The sequence below is a fragment of the Streptomyces sp. 63XJN7_1_ISO-PGPR-S23-121 genome (genome assembly GCF_056173025.1).
In genome coordinates, this window is record NZ_CM149653.1 from 2,728,002 (window position 1) to 2,752,588 (window position 24,587).

Below are 24,587 nucleotides of genomic sequence, written 5' to 3' on the forward strand. Positions count from 1 at the left end.
CACGTCTCCGCACCCGTTCCGTACGGCCCATCCCGTTCCCGGAGGGACTTCGTGCACAGAAGCAGACTCAAAGGCACCGACCCCACGAGGCGGCCCGGACTTCGCACCACCCTCGCCCTGATCACCGGCCTCGCGCTGGCGGTGGCCACCCCGGCGACCGTCGCCGGCGCCCGGCCCGGCGGCGCCGCACCCGGCCAGGCGACGGCCCCGGCCGCAGCCGAGGGACAGTTCCAGCAGGTACCGCTCGCCAAGGGCGAGCCCGAGATGGGCGAGCCGATGTCGCTCGCCGTCCTCCCGGACCGCAGCGTCCTGCACACCGCCCGCGACGGCACACTGCGCCTCACCGACCAGGGCGGCGTCACCAAGGTCGCCGGCCGCATCCCCGTCTACAACCACGACGAGGAGGGTCTGCAGGGCGTCGGCATCGACCCCGACTTCAAGAACAACCGGGCGGTCTACCTCTACTACGCCCCGCCGCTCGACACCCCCGCGGGCGACGCCCCCGAGACCGGCACCGCCGAGGACTTCAAGAAGTTCGACGGCGTCAACCGTCTCTCCCGCTTCGTCCTCAACGCCAACGGCACGCTGGACATGGCCAGCGAGAAGAAGGTCCTGGACGTCGCGGCCTCCCGCGGCACCTGCTGCCACGTCGGCGGCGACATCGCCTTCGACGCCGAGGGCAACCTCTACCTGTCGACCGGCGACGACACCAATCCGTTCGCCTCCGACGGCTACACGCCGATCGACGAGCGTCCGGACCGCAACCCGGCCTTCGACGCCCGCCGCAGCGCGGGCAACACCAACGACCTGCGCGGCAAGATCCTGCGCATCAAGGTCGCCGAGGACGGCTCGTACACGATTCCCGAGGGCAACCTCTTCGCCCCCGGCACCGAGAAGACCCGCCCCGAGATCTACGCGATGGGCTTCCGCAACCCGTTCCGCATCAGCGTCGACAAGAAGACCGGCACGGTCTACGTCGGCGACTACGGCCCCGACGCCGGCGCCGCCGACCCGAAGCGGGGCCCGGCCGGACAGGTCGAGTTCGCCAAGGTCACCAAGGCGGCCAACTTCGGCTGGCCGTTCTGCACCGGCGACAACGACCCGTACGTCGACTACGACTTCGCCACCAAGGCCTCCGGCGAGACGTTCGACTGCGCCGCCCCCAGGAACACCTCGCCGCACAACACGGGCCTCACCGACCTGCCGCCCGCGCAGGCGGCCTGGATCCCCTACGACGGCGGCTCCGTACCCGAGTTCGGCAGCGGCTCCGAGTCCCCGATGGGCGGCCCGGTCTACCGCTACGACCCCGGCCTCGACTCCAAGGTGAAGTTCCCCGAGGAGTACGACGGCGACTTCTTCGCCGGCGAGTTCGGCCGCCGCTGGATCAAGCGGATCGAGCAGACCGAGGACGGCTCGGTCGCGAAGATCAACGACTTCCCGTGGACCGGCACCCAGATCATGGACATGGAGTTCGGCCCCGACGGCGCGCTCTACGTCCTCGACTACGGCCTCTCCTGGTTCCAGGGCGACAAGGACTCCGCGCTCTACCGGATTGAGAACGCCTCGGACGGCTTCTCCCCGATCGCCGAGGTGAGCGCGAACAAGACGTCCGGCGCCGCCGGCCTGAAGGTCACCTTCACCGGCTCCGCCGAGGACGCCGACTCCCCGGCCCTCACCTACGGCTGGGACTTCGGCGACGGCACCAAGGGCGAGGGCCTCACCCCCACGCACCAGTACAAGAAGGTCGGTACCTACTCCGCGACCTTCACCGCGAAGGACCCCGAGGGCAACACCGGCCACGCCAGCGTCCGGATCGTGGTCGGCAACACCGAGCCCAAGGTGAAGATCGAGGTGCCGGGCAACGGCAGCATGGCCGCTTTCGGCGAGCCCGTCCCGTTCAAGGTGACCGTCACCGACCCCGAGGAGACCGTCGACTGCTCCAGGGTCAAGGTCGCCTACAGCCTCGGACACGACTCCCACGCCCACGAGCTGACCAGCGCGACGGGCTGTGAGGGCACCCTGAAGCCGCCCGCCGGGGACGGCGGTCACGACCCCAACGCCAACATCTACGGCGTCGTCGGCGCCAGCTACACCGACGGCGGGGCGAACGGCCAGGAGGCCCTGACCGGCACCGCCCGCGCCGTGGTCCAGCCGCTGCACCGCCAGGCCGAGCACTTCACCGCCCAGCAGGGCGTGTCACCGATCGACAAGACCGGCGCCAACGGCGGCAAGACCGTCGGCGACATCCACGACGGCGACTGGATCTCCTTCGGCCCCTACCGGTTCGACGGGCAGAAGAAGATGACCGTACGGGCCTCCTCCGGCGGCTCCGGCGGCTTCATCGAGCTGCGCACCGGCTCGCCCGACGGCCCGCTGCACGGCTCGGCGTACATCCCGCCGACCGGCGGCTGGGAGACCTTCCAGAACGTCGACGTGCCGCTGCGGGCCCTGCCCGGGAAGACCACGGACATCTACCTGGTCTTCCGGGGTGGCGACGGCGCGCTCTACGACGTGGACGACTTCGAGTTCTCCAAGGAGCCCTTCAAGCAGGGCAAGAAGGTCCTGGTCTTCTCGAAGACCGCGGGCTTCCGGCACGACTCCATCCCGGCCGGCATCGCCGCCCTGAAGGAGCTCGGCGCCCCGGCCGGCATCACGGTCGACGCGACCGAGGAGGCCCGGCAGTTCACCACCGCCAACCTCGCCAAGTACGACGCGGTGGCCTTCCTGTCCACCACCGGCGACGTCCTCGACGCCGACCAGCAGAAGGCGTTCGAGAACTACGTCGCGAACGGCGGCGGCTACCTGGGCATCCACGCCGCCGCCGACACCGAGTACGACTGGAAGTTCTACGGGGGCCTCGTCGGCGCCTACTTCCAATCGCACCCGGCCATCCAGAAGGCCACCGTCCGCGTCGAGGACCACGACCACCCGGCCACCGCCCACCTGGGCGACACCTGGGAGCGCACCGACGAGCTGTACAACTACCGCACCAACCCGCGCGGGCAGGCCAAGGTCCTCGCCACCCTCGACGAGACCACCTACCAGGGCGGCACCATGAAGGGCGACCACCCGATCGCCTGGTGCCAGCCCTACGAGGGCGGCCGCTCCTTCTACACCGGCCTCGGCCACACCAAGGAGTCCTACGCCGACGAGACGTTCCGCGCCCACCTGCTCGGCGGCCTCCAGTACGCCACCGGCCAGGTCAAGGCCGACTGCAAGCCGGCCAAGGGCTACCGGAAGATCTTCAACGGCCAGACCCTGGACGGCTGGAAGCAGGCCGGCCCCGGCAGGTTCACCGTCAAGGACGGCACCCTGGAGACCGAGGGCGGCATGGGCCTGCTCTGGTACCAGGCCAAGGAGCTGAAGTCGTACTCCCTCAAGCTCGACTGGAAGATGCAGGGCGACGACAACTCCGGTGTCTTCGTGGGCTTCCCCGCCTCCGACGACCCCTGGTCCGCCGTCAACAAGGGCTACGAGATCCAGATCGACGCCACGGACGCGCCCGACCGCACGACCGGTTCGGTCTACACGTTCAAGGCGGCGAACATCAAGGCCCGTGACCAGGTACTGCGCCCGCCGGGCCAGTGGAACTCCTACGAGATCAAGGTCCAGGGCGAACGCCTCCAGGTGTTCCTCAACGGAGTCAAGATCAACGACTTCACCAACAAGGACCCCGAGCGGAGCCTGACCGACGGCTACATCGGTCTGCAGAACCACGGCGCCGACGACCAGGTCTCCTTCCGCAACATCCAGCTGAAGGAACTGCCCGAGTAGGGCAACCGGAACGGCGGCGGGCGGAGAACGCCGGATCTCCGCCCGCCGTCCCCCCGGGCCCCACGCCCGGGAGCACCCCGCTCGTCCCCTCCGGCACTCCCACCCGGTTCGCGTACGACAAGGAGGCTGCCCATGTCCGCCGAACCGTCCCTGCCCACCCCCACCCCCCGCTACGGCGTCTGGTTCATCGGGGCGCGCGGCTCCGTCGCCACGACCGCGATCACCGGCTGCGCCGCCGTCGCCGCCGGACTGCACCCGCCCGCCGGCATGGTCACCGAAACCCCCGACTTCACCTCGTGCGCGCTGCCGCCGCTGTCCTCCCTCGTCTTCGGGGGCCACGACACCCTCGACTGCCCCCTGCCCAAACGTGCCGAGCACCTCGCCGCCGGCGGCGTCCTGCCGCACGGCCTGCCGTCCGCCGTGCACGCCGAACTCGTCGCCGCGGACCGGGAGATCAGGCCCGGCGGACCACAGCCCCGGGACACCGACGACGGCCCGGGACGCACCCAGGACGAGTGGATCGACGTCTTCGCGGCCGACATCCGCGACTTCGTGCACCGCCTCGGACTCTCGGGCGCCGTCGTGGTGAACGTCGCCTCCACCGAGCCCGCGCCCACCGACGGCACGCTGCCGCCCAGCTCCCTCTACGCCGCGGCCGCCCTGCGCGCCGGCTGCCCCTACGTCAACTTCACGCCCTCCACGGGCCTGCACCACCCGGCGCTGGCCCCGCTCGCCGCATCCGCGGGAGTGCCGTACGCGGGCCGCGACGGCAAGACCGGGCAGACCCTGCTGCGCTCCGTCCTCGGCCCGATGTTCGCGCAGCGCGCCCTCGCCGTGCGCGCCTGGTCCGGCACCAACCTGCTGGGCGGCGGTGACGGTGCCGCCCTCGCCGACCCCGCGGCCGCCGCCGCCAAGAACGCCGGCAAGGAACGCGTCCTCGCCGACACCCTCGGTGCCGCACCCGAGGGCGAGGTCCACATCGACGACGTCCCCGCGCTCGGCGACTGGAAGACCGCCTGGGACCACATCGCCTTCGACGGCTTCCTCGGCTCCCGCATGATCCTGCAGACCATCTGGCAGGGCTGCGACTCGGCGCTCGCCGCCCCGCTCGTCCTGGACCTGGCCCGGCTGGTCGTCCGCGCCCGGGACAAGGGCCTGAGCGGCCCGCTCGGCGAACTGGGCTTCTACTTCAAGGACCCGGTCGGGGACGGACCGGCGTCGCTCGCCGAGCAGTACGCGGAACTGCGGCGCTTCGCCGAACGGCTGCGGGACGGCGCCGGCGACCGGGGAGCGCGGCGATGAGCCGCACGGCCGCCACGGCACGGGGCGCGTCCGTGCCCGCCGGACCGAGGGCGGCGTCCGCCGGAGCCGCCTCCGGGGCCGCCACCCCGGCCGCCCCCGGCGACGCGGCGTCCCGCACTCCCGGCCGCCGTTCCGGCCGTGCGGGCGCCTGGGCCGAACTGCTGCGCCTGCCCGCGCTGTTCACCGTCCCCGGCGACGCCCTGGCCGGCGCCGCCGCGGCCGGTGCGCGCCCCGGGCCCCGCACCCTGCTCGCCGTCGGCTCCTCCCTGTGCCTGTACGAGGCCGGCATGGCCCTGAACGACTGGGCGGACCGCGCGGAGGACGCCGTGGAGCGCCCCCACCGCCCGATCCCGTCCGGCCGCGTCCGCCCGGCCGCCGCCCTCGCCGCCGCCGGCGTCCTCACCGGCGCAGGGCTGGCCCTCGCCGCCGGCGCGGGACGCCCCGCCCTCGCGGTGGCCGCACCGCTGGCGGCGACCGTCTGGGCCTACGACCTCGCCCTGAAGCACACGCCCGCCGGCCCCGCGGCCATGGCCGCCGCCCGCGGACTGGACCTGCTCCTGGGCGCCGCGGCCACCACGGGCGGCGCCCGCGCCGCGCTGCCGTCCGCCGCGCTGCTCGGCACCCACACCCTCGCGGTCACGGCCGTCTCCCGCCGGGAGACCACCGGCGGTTCGGCCCTGGCCCCCCTGGCGGCCCTCGCCACGACGGGGGCGCTGACGAGGCTGGTCACCCACCGCCGCACCCGACTCCCGGCAGGCCGGCGGGCAGCAGCCGCCCCCGGCCTGCCGGGCCTTCGCCCGGCCTCGGGCCCGCCGCCCCGGGCGCGCGACGCCCTCACCACGGCCCTGGGCGCGGCCTACGCCGCCGCGGCCGCCCGCCCCTACTTCCACGCCGCGCTCAACCCCTCGCCCCCGCTCACCCAGCGCGCCGTCGGCGGCGGCATCCGGGCCACGGTCCCGCTCCAGGCGGCCCTCGCCGCCCGCTCCGGCGCGGTCACGGCGTCCCTGCTGATCGCGGCCCTGGCCCCGGCCGGCCGGCTCTTCGCGAGGAGGTCCGGCATGAGGAAGGTGAGCATCACATGAGCCCGAACCCGGACCTCCGCTTCGGCTACGGCACGAACGGCCTCACCGACCTCCGCCTCGACGACGCCCTCGCCCTCCTCGCCGACCTCGGCTACGACGGCGTCGGCCTGACCCTCGACCACATGCACCTCGACCCGCTCGCCCCCGGCCTGGCCGCCCGCACCCGCCGGGTCGCACAGCGTCTGGACGAGCTCGGCCTGGGCGTCACGGTGGAGACCGGCGCCCGCTACGTACTCGACCCGCGCCGCAAGCACGGCCCGTCCCTCCTCGACCCGGACCCGGAGGACCGCGCCCGCCGCACCGACCTCCTCGTACGGGCCGTCCGGGTCGCCGCCGACCTCGGCGCGCACGCCGTGCACTGCTTCAGCGGCATCACCCCGCCCGGCACGGACGAGGACACCGCCTGGAAGCGGCTGGCCGAGGCCCTCGCGCCGGTCCTGGACGCCGCCGCCGACACCGGCGTGCCCCTGGCCGTCGAGCCCGAACCGGGCCACCTCCTGGCCACGCTCGCCGACTTCCACGTACTGCGCCGCACCCTCGGCGACCCCCGCGACCTCGGCCTCACCCTGGACCTCGGCCACTGCCAGTGCCTCGAACCGCTCCCCGTCGCCGACTGCGTGCGCGAGGCCGCCCCCTGGCTGCGGCACGTGCAGATCGAGGACATGCGCCGCGGCGTCCACGAACACCTGCCCTTCGGAGACGGCGAGATCGACTTCCCGCCCGTCCTCGAAGCCCTCGCCGCCACCGGCTACCAGGGCCTCACCGTCGTCGAGCTGCCCCGCCACTCCCACGCCGGCCCGCACTTCGCCGAACACTCCCTCCCGTTCCTCCGCCGGGCGGCGGCAGCGGCGTCCACCTCCACGAACCACCGGGGCGAGCCGTCCGCCACCCTCTGAAGGGAGCCACCCCATGGCCAGATCCCACGCCGACCACGCCACCCGGAACCCGGATGGCGCCCCCGCCGAGCAGGCCGCCCCGGGCCCCACCCCCGCCCGCGTCCGGCCGGCCGACCTGCACGCCGCACTCACCGCACGGCTCGACGGAGCCGCCCGCGCCTGGCTCGACCAGGCCCTGGACGAGGCCGCCGCCCACCCCGGCGCCCACGGCCCCATCTCCGTGTGGGAGCTGCGACTCGCCGAGGCCGGCCGCCGCTGCGGCCCCGCCCACGCCGACGCCGCCCGCGTCCTCATCCTGCACGCGGCCCACGCCGACGCGGAGGTCCTGACCCGGGTGTACGCACAGGGCACCGCCGACGAACGCCGCGCCGTCCTTCACGCCCTGCCCCACCTCGTGCCCGGCCCCGACGCCCTCCCGCTCGTCGAGGACGCCCTGCGCACCAACGACACCCGGCTGGTCGCCGCGGCCCTCGGCCCGTACGCCGCCCGGCACCTGGACGACCACCAGTGGCGGCACGCCGTGCTGAAGTGCCTGTTCACCGGCGTCCCCGTCGACCAGGTGGCGGACCTCGGCCGGCGGGCCGGCGCGGACGCCGAACTCGCCCGCATGCTCACCGACTACGCCGCCGAACGCACCGCGGCGGGCCGTCCCGTCCCCGACGACCTGCACCGCGTCCTGGCCCTGACCGAGGCCCCGCGCTCCCCGCGCGGCACGGTCGACCCCCACGGCAAGGAGTCCTGATGCGCATCTTCGACCCCCACATCCACATGACCTCCCGCACCACCGACGACTACGAGGCCATGCACGCCGCGGGCGTCCGCGCCGTCGTCGAGCCCTCCTTCTGGCTCGGCCAGCCCCGCACCTCGCCCGACTCCTTCCGCGACTACTTCGACGCACTCCTCGGCTGGGAGCCCTTCCGCGCCGCCCAGTACGGCATCGCCCACCACTGCACGATCGCCCTCAACCCCAAGGAGGCCAACGACCCGCGCTGCCTCCCCGTCCTCGACGAACTGCCCCGCTACCTCGTCAAGGACCGCGTCGTGGCCGTCGGCGAGATCGGCTACGACTCCATGACCCCCGCCGAGGACAAGGCCCTGGCCACCCAGCTCCAGCTCGCCGCCGACCACGGCCTGCCCGCCCTCGTGCACACCCCGCACCGCGACAAGCTCGCCGGACTGCGCCGCACCCTCGACGTGGTCCGCGAGTCCGCCCTGCCCACGGACCGGGTCCTGGTCGACCACCTGAACGAGACCACCGTCGCGGAGGCCAAGGACAGCGGCGCCTGGCTCGGCTTCTCCGTCTATCCGGACACCAAGATGGACGAGACCCGCATGGTCGCCCTCCTGCGCGAGTACGGCCCGGAGCGGGTCCTGGTGAACTCGGCCGCCGACTGGGGCAAAAGCGATCCGCTGAAGACCCGCAAGGTCGGCGACCTGATGCTGTCCGAGGGTTTCACCGAGGACGACGTGGACCGGGTGCTGTGGCGCAACCCCGTCGCCTTCTACGGACTCAGCGGACGCCTGAGCCTCGACGTGACCGCGTCCGACGCCACCCACGAGGGCAACTCCATCCTGCGCGGCGGGGAGTGAACGATGCGCTTCCGGCACCCCGACGGCTCCACCGTCCACCTCGCCTACTGCACCAACGTCCACCCCGCCGAGACCCTCGACGGCGTCCTCGCCCAGCTCCGCGACCACTGCGAGCCCGTCCGCAGACGCCTCGGCCGTGACCGCCTCGGCATCGGCCTCTGGCTCGCCCGCGACGCCGCCCACGCCCTGGTCACCGACCCGTCGGCACTGCGCGGCCTGCGCACCGAACTGGACCGGCGCGGCCTGGAGGTCGTCACCCTCAACGGCTTCCCCTACGAGGGCTTCGGCGCCGAAGAGGTCAAGTACCGCGTCTACACGCCCGACTGGGCCGACCCCGAGCGCCTCGACCACACCACCTCCCTCGCCCGCGTCCTCGCCGGCCTGCTGCCCGACGACGTCACCGAGGGCACCATCTCCACCCTGCCGCTGGCCTGGCGCACCGCCTACGACGAGACCCGCGCCGACAAGGCCCGCGGCGCCCTGGTCTCCCTCGCCGAACGCCTCGACGCCCTCGAGGAACTGACCGGCCGCTCCATCCGCATCGGCCTCGAACCCGAGCCCGGCTGCGTGGTGGAGACGACCCACGACGCCATCGCCCCGCTGACCGCGATCGCCCACGACCGCATCGGCATCTGCGTCGACACCTGCCACCTCGCCACCTCCTTCGAGGACCCGCACACCGCCCTGGACGCCCTGGCCGAGGCCCGCGTCCCCGTCGTCAAGTCCCAGCTCTCCGCCGCCCTGCACGCCGAACACCCCCGTCTGCCCGCGGTCCGCGAAGCACTCGCGGCCTTCGCCGAACCCCGCTTCCTGCACCAGACCCGCAGCGCCGGCACCGCCGACGGCTCCGGGGCCGCGGTACTGCACGGCACCGACGACCTCGACGAGGCCCTCGCCGCCGACGGCCCGCTGCCCGACACGGCACCCTGGCGCGCCCATTTCCACGTCCCGCTGCACGCGGCCCCCGCCGCGCCCCTCACCTCCACCCTCCCCGTGCTCGAGGCCGCGCTCACCCGGCTCGTCGGCGGCCCGCACCCGCTCACCCGGCACCTGGAGGTCGAGACCTACACCTGGCAGGCCCTCCCGCCCGAGCTGCGGCCCCGCGCCCGGGCCCAGCTCACCGACGGCATCGCCGCCGAGCTGACCCTCGCCCGCGACCTGTTGACCGACCTCGGCCTGAAGGAACTGCCGTGACCCCACCGACCCCCTCCGGCGGACCCACCCCGCTCCTCGTCCTGGACGTCGTCGGCCTCACCCCCCGGCTCCTCGACCACATGCCGCACCTCAAGGCGCTCGGCCAGTCCGGCTCCCGGGCACCGCTCGGCACCGTCCTGCCCGCCGTCACCTGCGCCGCCCAGTCCACCTTCCTCACCGGCACCCACCCCTCCGAGCACGGCATCGTCGGCAACGGCTGGTACTTCCGCGAACTCGGCGACGTCCTGCTGTGGCGCCAGCACAACGGCCTGGTCGCCGGCGACAAGCTCTGGGACGCCGCCCGCCGCGCCCACCCCGGCTACACCGTCGCCAACATCTGCTGGTGGTACGCCATGGGCGCCGACACCGACATCACCGTCACCCCCCGTCCCGTCTACTACGCCGACGGCCGCAAGGAACCCGACTGCTACACCCGGCCCCCGGCCCTGCACGACGAACTCACCGAGAAACTCGGCACCTTCCCGCTCTTCCACTTCTGGGGCCCCGGCGCCGACCTGGTCTCCAGCCAGTGGATCATCGACGCCACCCGGCACATCATGGCCACCCGCCACCCCGACCTCACGCTCTGCTACCTCCCTCACCTCGACTACGACCTGCAGCGCTTCGGACCCGACGACCCGCGCTCCCTCCAGGCCGCCACCGGCCTGGACGCGGCGCTCGCCCCGCTCCTCGACGACGCCCGCGCCGAGGGACGCACCGTCGTCGCGCTGTCCGAGTACGGCATCACCCGCGTGAACCGGCCCGTGGACATCAACCGGGCCCTGCGCCGCGCCGGACTGCTCGAGGTCCACACACAGGACGGCATGGAGTACCTCGACCCGATGGCCTCCCGCGCCTTCGCGGTCGCCGACCACCAGATAGCCCACGTGTACGTCCGCCGCCCCGAGGACCTCGACGCCACCCGCGCCGCCCTCGACGGCCTGCCCGGCATCGGGCAGCTCCTCGACGACGAGGGCAAGAAGGCCCACCACCTCGACCACCCCCGCGCCGGCGAACTCGTCGCCGTCGCGGAGCCGGACGCCTGGTTCACGTACTACTACTGGCTCGACGACGACCGCGCGCCCGACTTCGCGCAGCTCGTCGAGATCCACCGCAAACCCGGCTACGACCCGGTCGAACTCTTCATGGACCCGCACGACCCCTACGTCAAGGTCAAGGCGGCGACCGCCGTGGCCCGCAAGAAGCTCGGCATGCGCTACCGCATGGCGGTCGTGCCCCTGGACGCCTCACCTATTCGCGGCAGCCACGGCCGCCTCCCGGCGAGCGACGACGAAGGTCCGCTCCTCATCTGCTCCACCCCCCACGCAGTCGGCGACCGCGTCGCGGCCACCGACGTCAAGCAACTCCTGCTCCGGCTCGCCGGACTCGGGTGACGCACGACCGCACAAGACGGCGTACGACCCCCGGATCCAGCTACGTCCAGCTACCGAGAGTGAAACACACGGCACCGACAACGGCCCGCCCTGACCGCATCAGCGCAGGCCACGACCCAGAAGGCAGGCACCCGTGAGCCCGTTCCCCGACCCCTCCCGCACCGGCACGACCCCCGCCGCCGACGGCCCCGACGAGGCGCTGCGCCGCACCCTCGGCGTCGGCCGCCGCCGCTTCCTCACCACCTGCACCGCCGTCGCGGCCGGCGCCGTCGCCGCCCCCGTGTTCGGCGCCGGCCCGGCCCTGGCAGGCGAGCAGGGCAAGGGCCACGGCCACGACCGCGGCGGGGACGTCCTCGTCCCGGCCGACAAGCGCGGCATCATCCTCTACACCGTCCGCGACGCCACCGCCCGCGACCCGCTCGCCTCCGACCTGCCCTCCGGCTTCCGCGAGGTGTTCAAGCAGCTCGCCCGGCACGGCTACCGCCAGGTGGAGTTCGCCGGGTACAACCAGCACGCCAACGCGCCCGGCGGCGCCAGCCTCGAATCCGTCGCCGGCGCCAGGCTGCTGCGTTCCTGGCTCGACGACTACGGTCTGCGCGCCCAGGGCAACCACGGCTTCATCCCCTCCTCCTGGCCGCTGAACAAGGCGGACCTGGACACCTTCAAGAAGCACCTGGAGATCGCCAACATCCTCGGCATGGACCACATGGGCACCGGCGGCGACCCCACCGGCAGCTCCTACCGCGCCGACTGGGACGTGGCCGCCGACAAGTGGAACGCCCTCGGCGCCATCGCCCGCCGCGAGGGCATCAAGCTCTACACCCACAACCACGACAGCGCCTACGGCTTCCTGCTCGACGGCGGCCCGCTGGACGACCAGGGCCGGCCGACCCGCAGCTCGGGCATCCGGAAGCTGGAGTACTTCCTCAAGATCACCGACCCGAAGGTGGTCTGGCTGGAGATGGACATCTTCTGGGCGCACGTCGCCCAGTACAAGTTCCACACCTACACCGCCCACGACGGCTCCACCCGCAGGAACGTCTTCGACCCGGCCGGACTCGTCGTCCGCAACAACAAGCGCTACCCGCTGTTCCACGCCAAGGACGGCGTCGTCAGCACGACCAACGGCATGGGGTACGACATGGTGCCCTTCGGCACCGGCGTCATCGACTACACGACGTTCTTCTCGCGGGTCGGGCAGCGCAACTACCACAACCCGATGGTCGAGGACGACAACTCGCCGAGCGCCACCGACCCCGCGCAGTCGCTGCGCGAGGCCAAGATCAGTTACGACAACCTGGCGGCACTGCGCAAGCGGCGCGGCTGACCCTTCGGACGCGAGCCCTCCGCAACCGTCCGGTCACTCGAGGTGCGACCCGGGGCGCGCTGCGCCCGCACCCTCCGCAGCGTCGCCCCGGGGCAGGAAAACGCAGGTGAAAGGCACTCCGAAACCTTGGTATGGTTGTCCATGTCGCAGCGGGGGCAACACCCCGCACCGCGGCAGACACCTTGTCCGGGTGGCGGAATGGCAGACGCGCTAGCTTGAGGTGCTAGTGCCCTTTATCGGGCGTGGGGGTTCAAGTCCCCCCTCGGACACTCGCGTCACATGAGCAGACGAGGACTGCGACCTTACGGTCGCGGTCCTCGTGGCATGTCGAGCGGAGGTACCGACCGGGCGGGGCCACTGCTCGGCGCCGCCTTGGGGGGCGCTCTCCCGCGCGGTGATTCCCGGCCCACGGGGGGCGTGATATCAGCAAACCCGCAGGCACAGCCCCGAGACTCGCCACCGGCTCCGGCCGCGCATCGAAGCGTCAGGCCGGTGAGAAGATGTGGTCACTGATCAACCGGGCGGCGCCGACGACGCCGGCTACCTGCCCGAGTTCGCCGAGCACGATCGGCAGGTTGCCGGTCGCCAACGGCAGCGACTGACGGTAGACCTGCGTGCGGATGCTCGCCAGGAGGTTGTGGCCCAGCCCGGTGAGCCCACCTGCGACGACCACCAGACCGGGGTTGAAGAAGCTGACCAGGCCGGCGATGACCTGACCGGTACGTCTTCCTCCGGAGCGGATCAGCTCCAGGGCCGCGGCGTCCCCGGCGCTCGCGGCGGCCGACACGTCCTCGGCGGTCAGCCTCCCTGCCGACGCGAGCCGTCCGGCCAGCTCCGCCGAGCGGCCGGACCGGGCGAACGCGGTCGCCTCGCGTACGAGGGCGTTCCCGCCGAAGTACGCCTCCAGGCAACCGGTGTTGCCGCAGGCGCACCGCAGCCCGTCCGGTTCCACCCGATTGTGGCCGATGTCGCCGGCGCTGCCGGTGACACCGCGGTGGACTTCGCCGCCGACGACGATGCCACAGCCGATGCCTGTCCCGAGCTTCACGCACAAGAAGTCGCGCACGAACCGGGCGGCGCCGGCCTGTTGCTCGCCCAGGGCCATCAGGTTCACGTCGTTGTCGACGAGGACGGGGCAGCCGAGCTCCTGGCTCATCGCCTCGCGGACGGGGAAGCCGTTCCACCCCGGCATGATCGGCGGTGCGACGGGGACACCCTCGGGGAACCGGACTGGTCCCGGCACGCCGAACCCTGCGCCGTCGAAGTGTTCCACCGAGGCCGTCTCACGCAGCTTGCCGACCAAGGCCAGCACCTGCTCGAAGACCGCCACCGGGCCTTCCCGCACGTCCAGAGGTTCGGCCAGATGGCCGAGGATGTCCAACTCGGCGTTGGTGACCGCGACATCCACGGAGGTCGCGCCGATGTCCACGCCGAGGAACCGCAGTGCCGGGGCGATCCGGACGTTGTGCGAGCGCCGGCCGCCACGGGAGGCGGCGAGGCCGTCCGGGACGACCAGACTGGTCTCCAGCAGCCGGTCGATCTCCGCAGCGAGCGCGGAGCGTGACAGTTCTACCTGGTCTCCGAGGGCTACCCGGGACTGCGGACCGAGGTCGCGCAGGAGGCGGAGCAGTCGGGCCTGATGGCTGTTGGCCGGTCGAGCCGTCGTACTCCTCACGTCGCCCCCGTAGTGGTCGGAGTCGTTCGCATGCCCGGTGTCCCGGGGTGCACGGCCTTCCGCCCGGACAGTAGCAAAAACTCGTGCAACGATTCACAAAGTTCTCGTCAGCTGATGGACGAAGCCGGGAGCGAGGCAGTGCGGCCTTGTCGCCGCCCCGGCTGCCGCGGAGGCGGCCAGGCCCGAGGCGCGGAGCCGTCCAGCTCTCCGCCCCATCGGGCCTGGCGTGCCGTCCGCGTTGCCTCGGCGGACTGCTGAGGCCGAGGTACACGGCTCCGGCGTCACCGCGAAGCCGTGGCTCAGCGGCGGGCGGGACCGTGGTCCGGCGTGCCGACGTCGGACTTGCCGGCCGCCTTCCTGATCGCGGCGGCCTCCCGCTGGTCGATGACTCCCTCCTTCCGCAGCGTCGTGACGATCTCCCCGACGTGGGAGACGAACGTGCCGTGGTTCTTCCAGGCCCGGTGATCTTCGATCAGCTCGTTGATCGTGCATCCGTTGGTCGTGACGCGGTTCGGCACACCGGTGTTGAGTGAACCGGTGAACACGGTGGAACGGTCGTCCGTTTCAGGACAGTCGGTCGGCGGCTTGCTGTCGACGACGGTGAGGGACAGCGACTGCGGCGTGGACGTGTTGCCGGCCCTGTCACTGGCCCGGTAGAGCACGGTGTGGCTCCCGGCCCTGTCGATCGCCACCGGGTCGGAGTACTGCAGGTAGGGACCACCGTCGAGGGAGTACTCGATCCTCGCCACACCCGACTCCGTGTCCGAGGCCGTCACCGTCACCGTCGCACTGCCGACGTAGTCACCGGCGTCGTTCTTCGTACCGGAGACGGAGGCCGACACCTGCGGTGGCGTCCTGTCCGCAGGCGGAGCCGCCACGACGGTGAACTGCACCGATTGTGTTGGTGAGGTGTTGCCGGCTTTGTCGGTGGCTCGGTAGGTGAGGGTGTGCTGGCCGGGGGTGTTGATGTCGATGGGTGCTGTGTAGTGCTGGTATGTGGTGTTGTCGAGGGAGTATTCGATGGTGTCGACGCCGGATTCGGTGTCGGAGGCGGTCAGTGTGACCGTGGCGGTGGATACGTAGTTCCCGGCGTCGTTCTTGGTTCCGGTGACGGTTGCTGATGTGTCCGGGGCGGTGGTGTCCTTGGGTGGTTCGGGTGCTGCGATGGTGAATGTGACCGATTGTGTTGGTGAGGTGTTGCCGGCTTTGTCGGTGGCTCGGTAGGTGAGGGTGTGCTGGCCGGGGGTGTTGATGTCGATGGGTGCTGTGTAGTGCTGGTATGTGGTGTTGTCGAGGGAGTATTCGATGGTGTCGACGCCGGATTCGGTGTCGGAGGCGGTCAGTGTGACCGTGGCGGTGGATACGTAGTTCCCGGCGTCGTCCTTCGTCCCCGACACCGTCGCTGACGTGTCCGGGGCGGTGGTGTCGTCGCCGGGCGCGGCCGTGACGATCAGCTCACCCACCATCATCTGATGGCCCGGCATCGCGCAGAAGTAGCGGTAGACGCCCGGTGTGAGGGTGACTTCGGCCGTGTGCCTGCCTCCCTGGGAGTCGAAGGGGCTCGCCAGGATGTTGAGGCTGACGTCGTCGTTGTAGTCGGGGTTCGAGGTGTCGAACGTCAGGGTGTGCGTCAACCCCGTCGTGTTGCCGACCGCCGTGCTGTTGTCGAACACGATGGTCGCCTTGCCCGCTACCGCGGTGGTGGGAGCTGACGTGTACTTCATGTAATCGTCGCCGGCCGTCCAGGTGAGCACCTGGTCCGCTGCGGTCTCCTCCACGTCGGTCGCCGCCGCGTACGCCGCCGGAACGGCCAGTGCGAAAGCCGTGAAGACAACAGCCATCAGCGCCATCAGCACCGGATGCGCGCGCCACCGTTCACGTGGCGCGGATCTCGGAGAGGGCGGATCCGTCTGGGTATGGAGCAGTCTTCCGAACACCGCTGCACCTTTCGGGAATTCGCTTGTGCGGCACCGCGCAGGACCCGCGGCCCGCCGGGTGGACGATCAGCCGCCGGGATGAGACGCGAGTCCTCCACTCACCCGACCGGCGCCCTGGACGCAACGGGGCGGTTGCCGTGCTTCGGCTGGTCGCCCAGGCGTGAGTGACGGCGGGGGCCGCCGTCACTCACGCGCAGGCGGCATCCGCCCCTGTCACTGCGAGGCCGCTGAAACCGCGAACCCGAGGGCGGGGTTCACGCAACTTCTTTCATGCGGCAACGATGGGAAGCTAGCGGGCCTTTTGGCGACGCGCCAAGACCTATGACCGGGATCCAACCAACTTTGTTCTGAGTCTGGAAAAAGCGGAGGCGCTCCCGCTACGGTGTCCACGTTCTGAGGCGAACCGTGTTCACCCAGTCGATCCGATCCCGGCGGCCGTAGCCGGCGCACCGAGCGAGCCGGACCCGCCTCCACCGAAGTCCGGTCAGACGACCGCTCCGCCTGTCTCGCGGGGCCGAACCCCGGCGCACCACCGCCTACCGCCGTGACGGCACAGCTGCCTTCGGCGGCGGCTCACACCACGACCACGAAACGCCTTCGGGCACGCACGCGTTTCGAGGATTGGAGAACGATGACCGACCCAGGCGCAGGCAAGAGACGCCTCTTCTCCCGACGAGCGTTCGCCACCGGCGCGGCCGCCGCGGCGGTCGTGCCCACAGTGCTGGGCACCGCCGCAGCCGCGTCGAAGGACGAGCCCGGCGAAGGAAACGGTCAGGGAAGAGGCAAGGGCACCGTCCGCGAGCTGACGCTGTACATGGAGAACCTGCCGAACGGGGAGATGGGCTACGGTCTGGAACCCGGCAAGGCGACGATTCCCGGCCCGCTCATCGAGCTGACCGAGGGCGACACGATGCACATCGAGGTCGTCAACAACCTGGACGTCGCCGCGAGTCTTCACGTGCACGGACTGGACTACGACGTCGCCAGTGACGGCACGAAGATGAACGACAGCGTCGTCGAGCCGGGCGGCCGGCGGACCTACGTCTGGCGCACCCACGCCCCGGGACGGAGCCACGACGGGACGTGGGATGCCGGCAGTGCCGGCTACTGGCACTACCACGATCACAACGTGGGAACGCCACACGGTACGGGCGGCCTCAAGAAGGGCCTGTACGGACCCGTGATCGTGCGCCGCAAGGGCGACGTACTGCCCGACAAGCAGTTCACGGTCGTGTTCAACGACATGACGATCAACAACAAGGCCCACCACGACGCTCCCACGTTCACGGCGGTCCGTGGCGAGCGCGTCGAGTTCGTCGTCATCACCCACGGGGAGTTCTTCCACACCTTCCATGTGCACGGCCACCGCTGGGTGGACAACCGCACCGGGATCCTGCAGGGTCCGCAGGACGTGAGCCGGGTCATCGACACCAAGACCGTCGGTCCCGCGGATTCCTTCGGGTTCCAGGTGATCGCGGGCGACCATGTCGGTGCGGGTGCCTGGATGTACCACTGCCACGTCCAGAGTCACTCGGACATGGGCATGGCCGGGATCTTCCTCGTGACCGAGGCCGACGGTACGGTCCCCGGCGGTATGCCCCACCACTAGGAGGCAGCGGCGGAGTCCCGATGCGGGCTCCACCCCCGAAGCCACGCCTTTCAGGGCTGCCTGACGGCCTGACGGGCGTGTACCGAACTGCCGCCGGCCGGTCCTCGCCCGCCCGAACTGAGGCGGACTCGACCTCCCTGCTCCGGCATCCCGTTTCTTCGGGCATCGTGACCGCCCGTCACGGCGCCTACCGGGCGGGGCCCTGCGGCAGCCCTCCGCTCCATTCCCTGATCACTCTTCCGTTGCCGGATCGAGTCAAGGAGCAGACATGGGTAAGACAGACCGGTTCGCCCTGTCAGGACGAAGAGAATCGCCGCCGTCTGGTCCTGGGCGGACCGTTCGTCACGCGTGGTCCTGGCGCCGTGCGGTCGTTCTGCTGTCCAGCGCCGCACTGACCGTGGGGCTTACCGCGTTGCCGGCCGTGCAGGCACAGGCCCAGCCGACCGCTGAACGCGGCGGCCAGGACCAGGTCGTAGCCGCCGACCCCCAGGTGAACGTCCTGGTGTTCCACGGACCGGCCGCCAAGCAGGACGACCCCGTCAAGAAGGCCACGTCGGCGATCGAGAACCTCGGCGAGAAGAACGGGTTCACCGTCGTCGAGTCCGATGACGCGAGCGTGTTCAACACCGGCGACCTCGCCAAGTACCGAGGGGTGGTGTTCCTGTCGGCCGACGGCGTGACGCTCAACGCCGAGCAGGAAGCCGCGTTCCAGTCGTACATCAACAACGGTGGCGGCTTCGTCGGCGTCCACGACGCCGCCCGGGCCCAGGCCGACTCCTCCTGGTTCACCGGGCTGATCGGCACCCGCCCGGCCCTGGGTCTCCCCGACGCCGAGAAGGTCGTCGAGAGCGCGGCCAACGGGGAGAACCCGCCGAACGAGAGCAAGGACAAACTGTTCGACGGCAAGGACGACACCAAGTGGCTGGCCTTTACGCCGACCGGCTGGGTCACCATGAAGCTGGACAAGCCCGTCGCGGTGGTCAACTACGCGTTGACCTCCGCCAACGACTCCTCGGGACGGGACCCCAAGGACTGGAAGCTGCAGGGATCGCAGGACGGCGAGACCTGGAAGACCCTGGACACCCGGAACGGCGAGACCTTCTCGTCGCGGTTCCAGACCAGGCAGTTCCAGTTCACCAACACCACGGCCTACCAGCACTACCGGCTGGAGATCACCGCCAACAGCGGTGAGCCGCTGACTCAGCTGGCCGAGCTGCGGCTCTTCAGTGCCAACCCGACGCCTCCGCAGGATTCCAAGGTCCAGAAGGCCGTCGTGGACGTGACGGACCGCCAGCACCCGGCCAACAAGGGACTCCCGCTCAACTGGACCCGCTCCGACCAGTGGATCAACTGGGAACCCAATCCGATCGGCAAGGTCCACACCATCGCCCAGGTCGAGGAGTGGAAGTACCAGCCGGGACCCGGCGCCAACGGCGCCTTCCACCCGATCTCGTGGTGCCGCGACTACGACGGCGGCAGGTCCTTCTACACCGGCATGGGCCGCACCGAGGACAGTTACACCACGGACACGAAGTTCCAGAGCCACCTCCTCGGCGCCATCCAGTGGACCACCGGCATGGTCCGCGGTGACTGCCAGGCGACCATCGCGTCCAACTACAAGACCGAGCGGCTGACGGCCCAGAACCAGGCCGGGCAGCTCGACCAGATCGGTGAGCCGCACGGCCTCACCATGGCCCCCGACGGCAAGGCCTTCTACATCGGCAAGGCCGCCTGCCCGTCCGGCCCGATCAGCTCCTGGAACGACCCCAAGGTCGGCCTCGGCTGCGGCACCATCCACCAGTGGGACCCCGAGACCAAGAAGGTCAAGCTGCTCACCACACTCGACGTGATGGGCAACCGGGGCAGCGGTGACGAACTGGTCAAGAACGAAGAAGGCCTCGTCGGCATCACCCTCGACCCGAAGTTCGAGAAGAACGGGTGGATCTACATCTACTGGATGCCGCACGAGTCGATCGACCGCGACAAGCGGATCGGCCAGCGGACGGTCTCCCGGCTCACCTACGACTTCGCGACCGAGTTCATCGACAAGGGCACCCGCAAGGACCTGCTGCACTGGGACACCCAGATCCACAGCTGCTGCCACGCCGGCGGCGGCATGTCGTTCGACAAGGACGGCAACCTCTACATCGGCTCCGGTGACAGCAACTCCTCCGGCGGCTCCGGCGGCTACTCCGGGAACAACTGGACCCAGGACTACAAGGGCACGTCCTTCCAGGACGCCCGCCGCACCGCCGGCAACACCAACGACCTCAACGGCAAGATCATCCGCATCCACCCCGAGCCCGACGGCACCTACACGATCCCCAAGGGCAACCTCTTCGCGCCGGGTACGGCCAAGACCCGCCCCGAGATCTACGTGATGGGTGTCCGCAACATCGCGCGGCTCTCCGTCGACCCGGTGCACAACTGGCTGAACGCCGGCTGGGTCGGGCCGGACGCGGGCGCTCCGGACCCCGAGCTGGGCCCGGCCAAGTACGAGACGGCCACGATCATCACCTCCGCGGGCAACCAGGGCTGGCCGTACTGCATGGGCAACCGGCAGCCGTACCGCGACCGCAGCAACACCGACGCCAGTGAGCTCACCGGCTGGTACGACTGCGACAACCTCAAGAACGAGTCGCCGCGCAACACCGGCCTGGTGGATATCCCGCCGGCCCGCGACAACATGATCTGGTACTCGCCCCAGGGCGGCGGCCCGGTCTTCCCCGAGCGCACCGACGGCAGCGGTCTGCCGTCCTACAAGACGAGCGAGGCCACCTACACCCAGCCGTACCTCAGGGGCGGCGGCCAGGCCGTCATGTCCGGCCCGACCTACCACCGCTCCCAGGTGGACACCAAGAGCGGTGTCGCCTGGCCGGAGTACTGGAACGACAAGTGGTTCATCGGTGACCAGTCCAACGCCGGCAACCGCGTCGCGGTGACCGTCGACCCGGACAAGGTCAAGGACGCGGGCGCGCCCGCCTTCGGCGAGGACCTGCGCAGCATCATCCCGTCCGGCGGTGGCTCCACCCAGCTGCAGAGCTGGATGGACGCCAAGTTCGGTCCCGACGGTGCCCTGTACATGCTCGACTACGCGGGCGGCTTCTTCAGCCTGCACCCCAACCAGAAGCTCATCCGCATCACCTACCAGGGTGGCCCGGCCACCCCGAAGCCGCAGGACGCCGGGGCGCGCGTGATCAAGCAGAGCGAGCCCAGGACGGTGGCGTTCTCCAGCGCCAAGACCGGTGGTGTGGCCTGGGAGTGGGACTTCGGTGACGGCAGCAAGCCGTCGCACGAGGCCAACCCCACGCACACCTACGCCGACTACGGCACGTACAAGGCGAAGCTGACGGTCACCTACGCCGACGGCGAGAAGGCCACCGCGACGATCGACGCCGAGGCCGGCTGCCCCGCGCCCGACGCCCGGAAGACCGTCGAGCTGCTCGACACCGACACCGGCGTGGTCAACCACCGAGCGGGCGGCGGCTGCACCGTCAACGACCTGATCGACGACGAGGCGTCCTGGCCGAACCACGGCGCGTTCGTCAGTCACGTCAACGCCGTCGTCAACGACCTCCGCAAGGAGGGCGTCCTCGACAACCGCGAGTCGTCCGCGATCGGCAAGGCGGCGGCCAAGAGCGAGATCGGCAAGGTCGCCGGGTACAAGCCCCTCTTCGACGGGACCGCGGCGAGCCTGGCCGACTGGCGCCAGGCCGGCCCCGGGAAGTTCTCACTCCTGCCCGACGGCACCATGCGCAGCTCCGGCGGCATGGGCATGCTGTGGTACGCCAAGCAGGAGCTCGGGGACTTCTCGCTCAGGCTCCAGTTCCGGGACGTGGCTCCGGCCGGCAGCAACACCAACACCGGTGTCTTCGTCCGGTTCCCGGACCCGCGGACGCCGCTGGCCGACCGTCCGGCCGGCAGCTGCGGGACGGTCGGCTCGGCCCGCACCGCACCCGAGTGGGTCGCGATCTTCTGCGGTCATGAGATCCAGATCTACGACGGGGCCACGGGCGAGGTCCAGAAGACCGGCTCGGTGTACAACTTCAAGCCGGTGGTCCTGGACAAGGCGGGGGTGACCCCGAAGGGCCAGTGGAACGACTACGAGATCCGCGCGGTCGGGCAGCACTACACGATCATCCGCAACGGCGTGGTGATCAACGAGTTCGACAACACGCCCGGCAAGTCGTCGTCCCGGGCGGGTGACCCGCCCACGGATCTGCGGCAGTTCCTCAGCGGGTACATCGGGTTGCAGAACCACAGCAACAACGACCTGACCGAGTACCGCAACATCCGGGTGCGGAACCTGTAGTCGCACAGCGGCGGACGCCGGGCTCGGGGCAACAGCCCCGAGCCCGGCACTGCCGCGAGCACGGGCCGCGCGGTCCGCCATCGACCCCCGGCCGGGACTGGCACCCCCGGAAAACCGGTGGCCCCTCCCACGCACCCCTCCCTACACTCACCGAACGCAAAGCAGACGGACGGGCGCCCACCGCGGGTGCCCGTGACCAGTGAGGGGAGACCGCCGTGCGTGACCGCACCGCCGCCGTCGCTCCCCGTTCCCGGTACACGGTGATCCTGGTGTCCCGGTCCGTCCGGTGCCCGCTGCGCGGCCGGTACCGGATGCCCGTGACGCCCGCCTGACCACGCTCCGCCGCACCCCGTCGACCCCCAGTGAGGGCGGTCGGCGGGAACGGCGCGCGCCCGGCGCGCCTCCGGGGAATCGCGCTGCCCGATTCCGGACCGTCCGAAAGGCCACGGGGCCATGCGCAACACCTCCCTCACCACCGTCCGCAACCTCGGCATCCTCGCCCACGTCGACGCGGGCAAGACCACCGTCACCGAGCGGATCCTCTACACCACCGGCACCACCCACAAGCGGGGCGAGGTCCACGACGGCACGACCGTCACCGACTTCGACCCGCAGGAGCGCGACCGCGGCATCACCATCTTCGCCGCGGCCGTCAGCTGCGCGTGGGACGGCCACCGGATCAACCTGATCGACACACCGGGCCACGTGGACTTCGCCGACGAGGTCGAGCGGTCGCTGCGCGTCCTGGACGGCGCGGTCGCCGTGTTCGACGCCGTCGCGGGCGTCGAACCGCAGAGCGAGTCCGTGTGGCGGCAGGCCGACCGGCACGGCGTGCCCCGGATCGCGTTCGTCAACAAGATGGACCGGGCCGGCGCCGACCTCGACGCGGCCGTCGCCTCCATCCGCGAACGGCTGCACCCGGCGCCGCTCGCCGTGCAGCTGCCCGTCGGAGCGGAGGACGGCTTCACCGGCGTCGTCGACCTGCTGCGCATGCGCGCCCTGGTGTGGGCCGACGGCGCGGACGCGGCCGAGGAGAGGCCGGTGCCGGACGACCTGCGCGAGGAAGCGGCACGCCGGCGACGCGCGCTGGAGGAGGCGGTCGCCGAACGCCACCCCGCCGCGCTGGAGGAGTTCTGCGACCGCGAGACGCTGACCGCCGGCACCCTCGCCGCGGCGCTGCGCGACCTGACCCGCGCCGGCGACGCCGTGGTGGTGCTGTGCGGCTCGGCCTACCGCAACCGCGGGATCGAGCCGCTGCTGGACGCCGTGGTCGCCTACCTGCCGTCCCCCGAGGACGTACCCCCGGTGCGCGGCACGCACGACGGCACGGAACAGGAACGGGCCGCCGACCCGTCCGCACCGCTGGCCGCCCTGGCGTTCAAGGTCAACGCGACCCCGACGGGACGGCTGACGTATCTGCGGGTGTACTCGGGCACCATCGAGAAGGGAGACACCGTGTGGGACGCGGGCACGCGCCGCACCGAGCGGATCGGCCGCATCCTGCGGGTGCGGGCCGACCGGCACGACCCGCTGGAACGCGCGGTCGCCGGGGACATCGTCGCCGTGGTCGGACTGAAGTCCGCCCGCGCCGGCTCCACCCTGTGCGCGCCGGGCTCCCCGCTCGTCCTGGAACCCCCGGGCGTGGCCGAACCGGTCGTGCACGTCGCCGTCGAGGCCCGTCGGTCCGCCGACACCGACCGGCTGGCCACCGCGCTCGCCCGGCTCACCGAGGAGGACCCCTCGCTGGCCGTACGGACCGACCCGGAGACCGGCCAGACCGTGCTGTCCGGCATGGGCGAACTGCACCTGGAGGTCGCGGTGGAACGCGTCCGGCGCGAACACGGTGTCGAGGTCGCCGTGGGCCGCCCGGGTGTGGCGTACCGCGAGACGGTCGGCCGGGGCGTGTCCGGGTTCGTCTTCCGGCACGTCAAACAGGACGGCGGCGCGGGCCAGTTCGCGCATGTCGTGCTGGACGTCGAGCCGTGGGACGAGGGCGGCTTCGTGTTCCGGTCGGCGGTCGTCGGCGGCCGCGTGCCGCAGGAGTTCGTGCGGGCCGTGGAGGCCGGCTGCCGGGACGCCCTGGCCGCGGGACCGCTCGGCGGGCACCCCGTGACCGGGCTGCGGGTGACCCTCACCGACGGCCGGACCCACGTGAAGGACTCCTCGGACACGGCCTTCCGCACCGCCGGCCGGCTGGGCCTGCGCGACGCCCTGCGGGCCTCGGCGATGGTCCTGCTGGAACCGGTCGTGGAGGTGACGGTCACCCTGCCCGAGGACGCGGTCGGCGGGGTGCTCGGTGACCTGGCCGCCCGCCGCGGCCGGGTCACCGGTTCCGACACGCGGGCCGGTGCGGCGGTCGTCACGGCCACCGTGCCGCTGGCCGAGCTGTTCGGTTACGCGACCCGGCTGCGCAGCCGCACCCAGGGCCGCGGCACCTTCACCGCCCGGCCCACCGGCTACGCGCCGGCGCCGGCCGTGACCCGGGTGCCGTAGGG

Annotated in this window: 14 protein-coding genes and 1 tRNA gene; 13 read left to right on the plus strand and 2 right to left on the minus strand. The window is 71.4% G+C overall.

Going from position 1 to position 24,587, the window contains the following annotated elements; translation table 11 throughout:
* Window positions 1–51 precede the first annotated feature (51 nt).
* From AC0VYN_RS11880 to AC0VYN_RS11925, 10 genes are all read left to right on the plus strand, one after another.
* The gene (locus tag AC0VYN_RS11880; protein ID WP_475535936.1) at window positions 52–3,774 is read left to right on the plus strand and encodes a ThuA domain-containing protein; all 3,723 of its coding nucleotides are present in this window, start codon (window positions 52–54) and stop codon (window positions 3,772–3,774) included.
* A gap of 132 nt (window positions 3,775–3,906) precedes the next feature.
* Window positions 3,907–5,076 (plus strand): inositol-3-phosphate synthase, encoded by a 1,170-nt coding sequence (locus tag AC0VYN_RS11885; protein ID WP_475535937.1) that lies wholly within the window; start codon window positions 3,907–3,909, stop codon window positions 5,074–5,076.
* Window positions 5,073–6,158: an SCO3242 family prenyltransferase gene (locus AC0VYN_RS11890; protein WP_475535938.1), complete on the plus strand. Its 1,086-nt coding sequence runs from the start codon at window positions 5,073–5,075 to the stop codon at window positions 6,156–6,158. The genes AC0VYN_RS11885 and AC0VYN_RS11890 overlap by 4 nt, the downstream gene beginning before the upstream one ends.
* A complete protein-coding gene (locus AC0VYN_RS11895; protein WP_475535939.1) occupies window positions 6,155–7,054 on the plus strand; it encodes a sugar phosphate isomerase/epimerase family protein in 900 nt (299 codons plus the stop codon). Before AC0VYN_RS11890 ends, AC0VYN_RS11895 begins: the two co-directional genes overlap by 4 nt.
* Before the next feature lie 13 nt (window positions 7,055–7,067).
* A complete protein-coding gene (locus AC0VYN_RS11900; protein ID WP_475535940.1) occupies window positions 7,068–7,796 on the plus strand; it encodes an EboA domain-containing protein in 729 nt (242 codons plus the stop codon).
* The gene (locus AC0VYN_RS11905; protein WP_475535941.1) at window positions 7,796–8,644 is read left to right on the plus strand and encodes a TatD family hydrolase; all 849 of its coding nucleotides are present in this window, start codon (window positions 7,796–7,798) and stop codon (window positions 8,642–8,644) included. The genes AC0VYN_RS11900 and AC0VYN_RS11905 overlap by 1 nt, the downstream gene beginning before the upstream one ends.
* Window positions 8,645–8,647: 3 nt before the next feature.
* The gene (eboE, locus tag AC0VYN_RS11910) at window positions 8,648–9,838 is read left to right on the plus strand and encodes a metabolite traffic protein EboE (RefSeq protein ID WP_475535942.1); all 1,191 of its coding nucleotides are present in this window, start codon (window positions 8,648–8,650) and stop codon (window positions 9,836–9,838) included.
* Complete coding sequence (locus tag AC0VYN_RS11915) at window positions 9,835–11,232, plus strand: alkaline phosphatase family protein (RefSeq protein WP_475535943.1); 1,398 nt, start codon at window positions 9,835–9,837, stop codon at window positions 11,230–11,232. The genes eboE and AC0VYN_RS11915 overlap by 4 nt, the downstream gene beginning before the upstream one ends.
* 133 nt (window positions 11,233–11,365) lie before the next feature.
* On the plus strand, window positions 11,366–12,559 hold the full coding sequence (locus tag AC0VYN_RS11920; RefSeq protein ID WP_451689866.1) for a sugar phosphate isomerase/epimerase family protein: 1,194 nt from the start codon (window positions 11,366–11,368) through the stop codon (window positions 12,557–12,559).
* 184 nt (window positions 12,560–12,743) lie between these two features.
* Window positions 12,744–12,828, plus strand: a tRNA-Leu gene (locus AC0VYN_RS11925).
* A gap of 215 nt (window positions 12,829–13,043) precedes the next feature.
* Here the strand turns inward: AC0VYN_RS11925 and AC0VYN_RS11930 are convergent.
* A complete protein-coding gene (locus tag AC0VYN_RS11930) occupies window positions 13,044–14,234 on the minus strand; it encodes an ROK family protein (RefSeq protein WP_475535944.1) in 1,191 nt (396 codons plus the stop codon).
* A 299-nt stretch (window positions 14,235–14,533) separates the two neighbouring features.
* A complete protein-coding gene (locus tag AC0VYN_RS11935) occupies window positions 14,534–16,075 on the minus strand; it encodes a cupredoxin domain-containing protein (protein ID WP_475535945.1) in 1,542 nt (513 codons plus the stop codon).
* 727 nt (window positions 16,076–16,802) lie between these two features.
* Here AC0VYN_RS11935 and AC0VYN_RS11940 point away from each other — a divergent pair.
* From AC0VYN_RS11940 to fusA, 3 genes are all read left to right on the plus strand, one after another.
* Window positions 16,803–17,780, plus strand: a complete 978-nt coding sequence (locus AC0VYN_RS11940; RefSeq protein ID WP_475535946.1) for a multicopper oxidase domain-containing protein — start codon at window positions 16,803–16,805, stop codon at window positions 17,778–17,780.
* Between the two features lie 421 nt (window positions 17,781–18,201).
* Window positions 18,202–22,092, plus strand: coding sequence for a ThuA domain-containing protein (locus AC0VYN_RS11945; RefSeq protein WP_475535947.1), 3,891 nt, complete (start codon window positions 18,202–18,204; stop codon window positions 22,090–22,092).
* A 453-nt stretch (window positions 22,093–22,545) separates the two neighbouring features.
* A complete protein-coding gene (fusA, locus tag AC0VYN_RS11950; RefSeq protein ID WP_475535948.1) occupies window positions 22,546–24,585 on the plus strand; it encodes an elongation factor G in 2,040 nt (679 codons plus the stop codon).
* The last annotated feature ends 2 nt before the right edge of the window (window positions 24,586–24,587 follow it).

Excerpts from the sequence above, each read along its gene's own strand:
- AC0VYN_RS11935 (WP_475535945.1), bottom strand. The coding sequence starts at position 16,075 with ATGGCTGTTGTCTTCACGGCTTTCGCACTGGCCGTTCCGGCGGCGTAC.
- AC0VYN_RS11900 (WP_475535940.1), top strand. The coding sequence starts at position 7,068 with ATGGCCAGATCCCACGCCGACCACGCCACCCGGAACCCGGATGGCGCC.
- AC0VYN_RS11890 (WP_475535938.1), top strand. The coding sequence starts at position 5,073 with ATGAGCCGCACGGCCGCCACGGCACGGGGCGCGTCCGTGCCCGCCGGA.
- AC0VYN_RS11895 (WP_475535939.1), top strand. The coding sequence starts at position 6,155 with ATGAGCCCGAACCCGGACCTCCGCTTCGGCTACGGCACGAACGGCCTC.
- eboE (WP_475535942.1), top strand. The coding sequence starts at position 8,648 with ATGCGCTTCCGGCACCCCGACGGCTCCACCGTCCACCTCGCCTACTGC.
- AC0VYN_RS11940 (WP_475535946.1), top strand. The coding sequence starts at position 16,803 with ATGACCGACCCAGGCGCAGGCAAGAGACGCCTCTTCTCCCGACGAGCG.
- AC0VYN_RS11885 (WP_475535937.1), top strand. The coding sequence starts at position 3,907 with ATGTCCGCCGAACCGTCCCTGCCCACCCCCACCCCCCGCTACGGCGTC.
- AC0VYN_RS11905 (WP_475535941.1), top strand. The coding sequence starts at position 7,796 with ATGCGCATCTTCGACCCCCACATCCACATGACCTCCCGCACCACCGAC.
- fusA (WP_475535948.1), top strand. The coding sequence starts at position 22,546 with ATGCGCAACACCTCCCTCACCACCGTCCGCAACCTCGGCATCCTCGCC.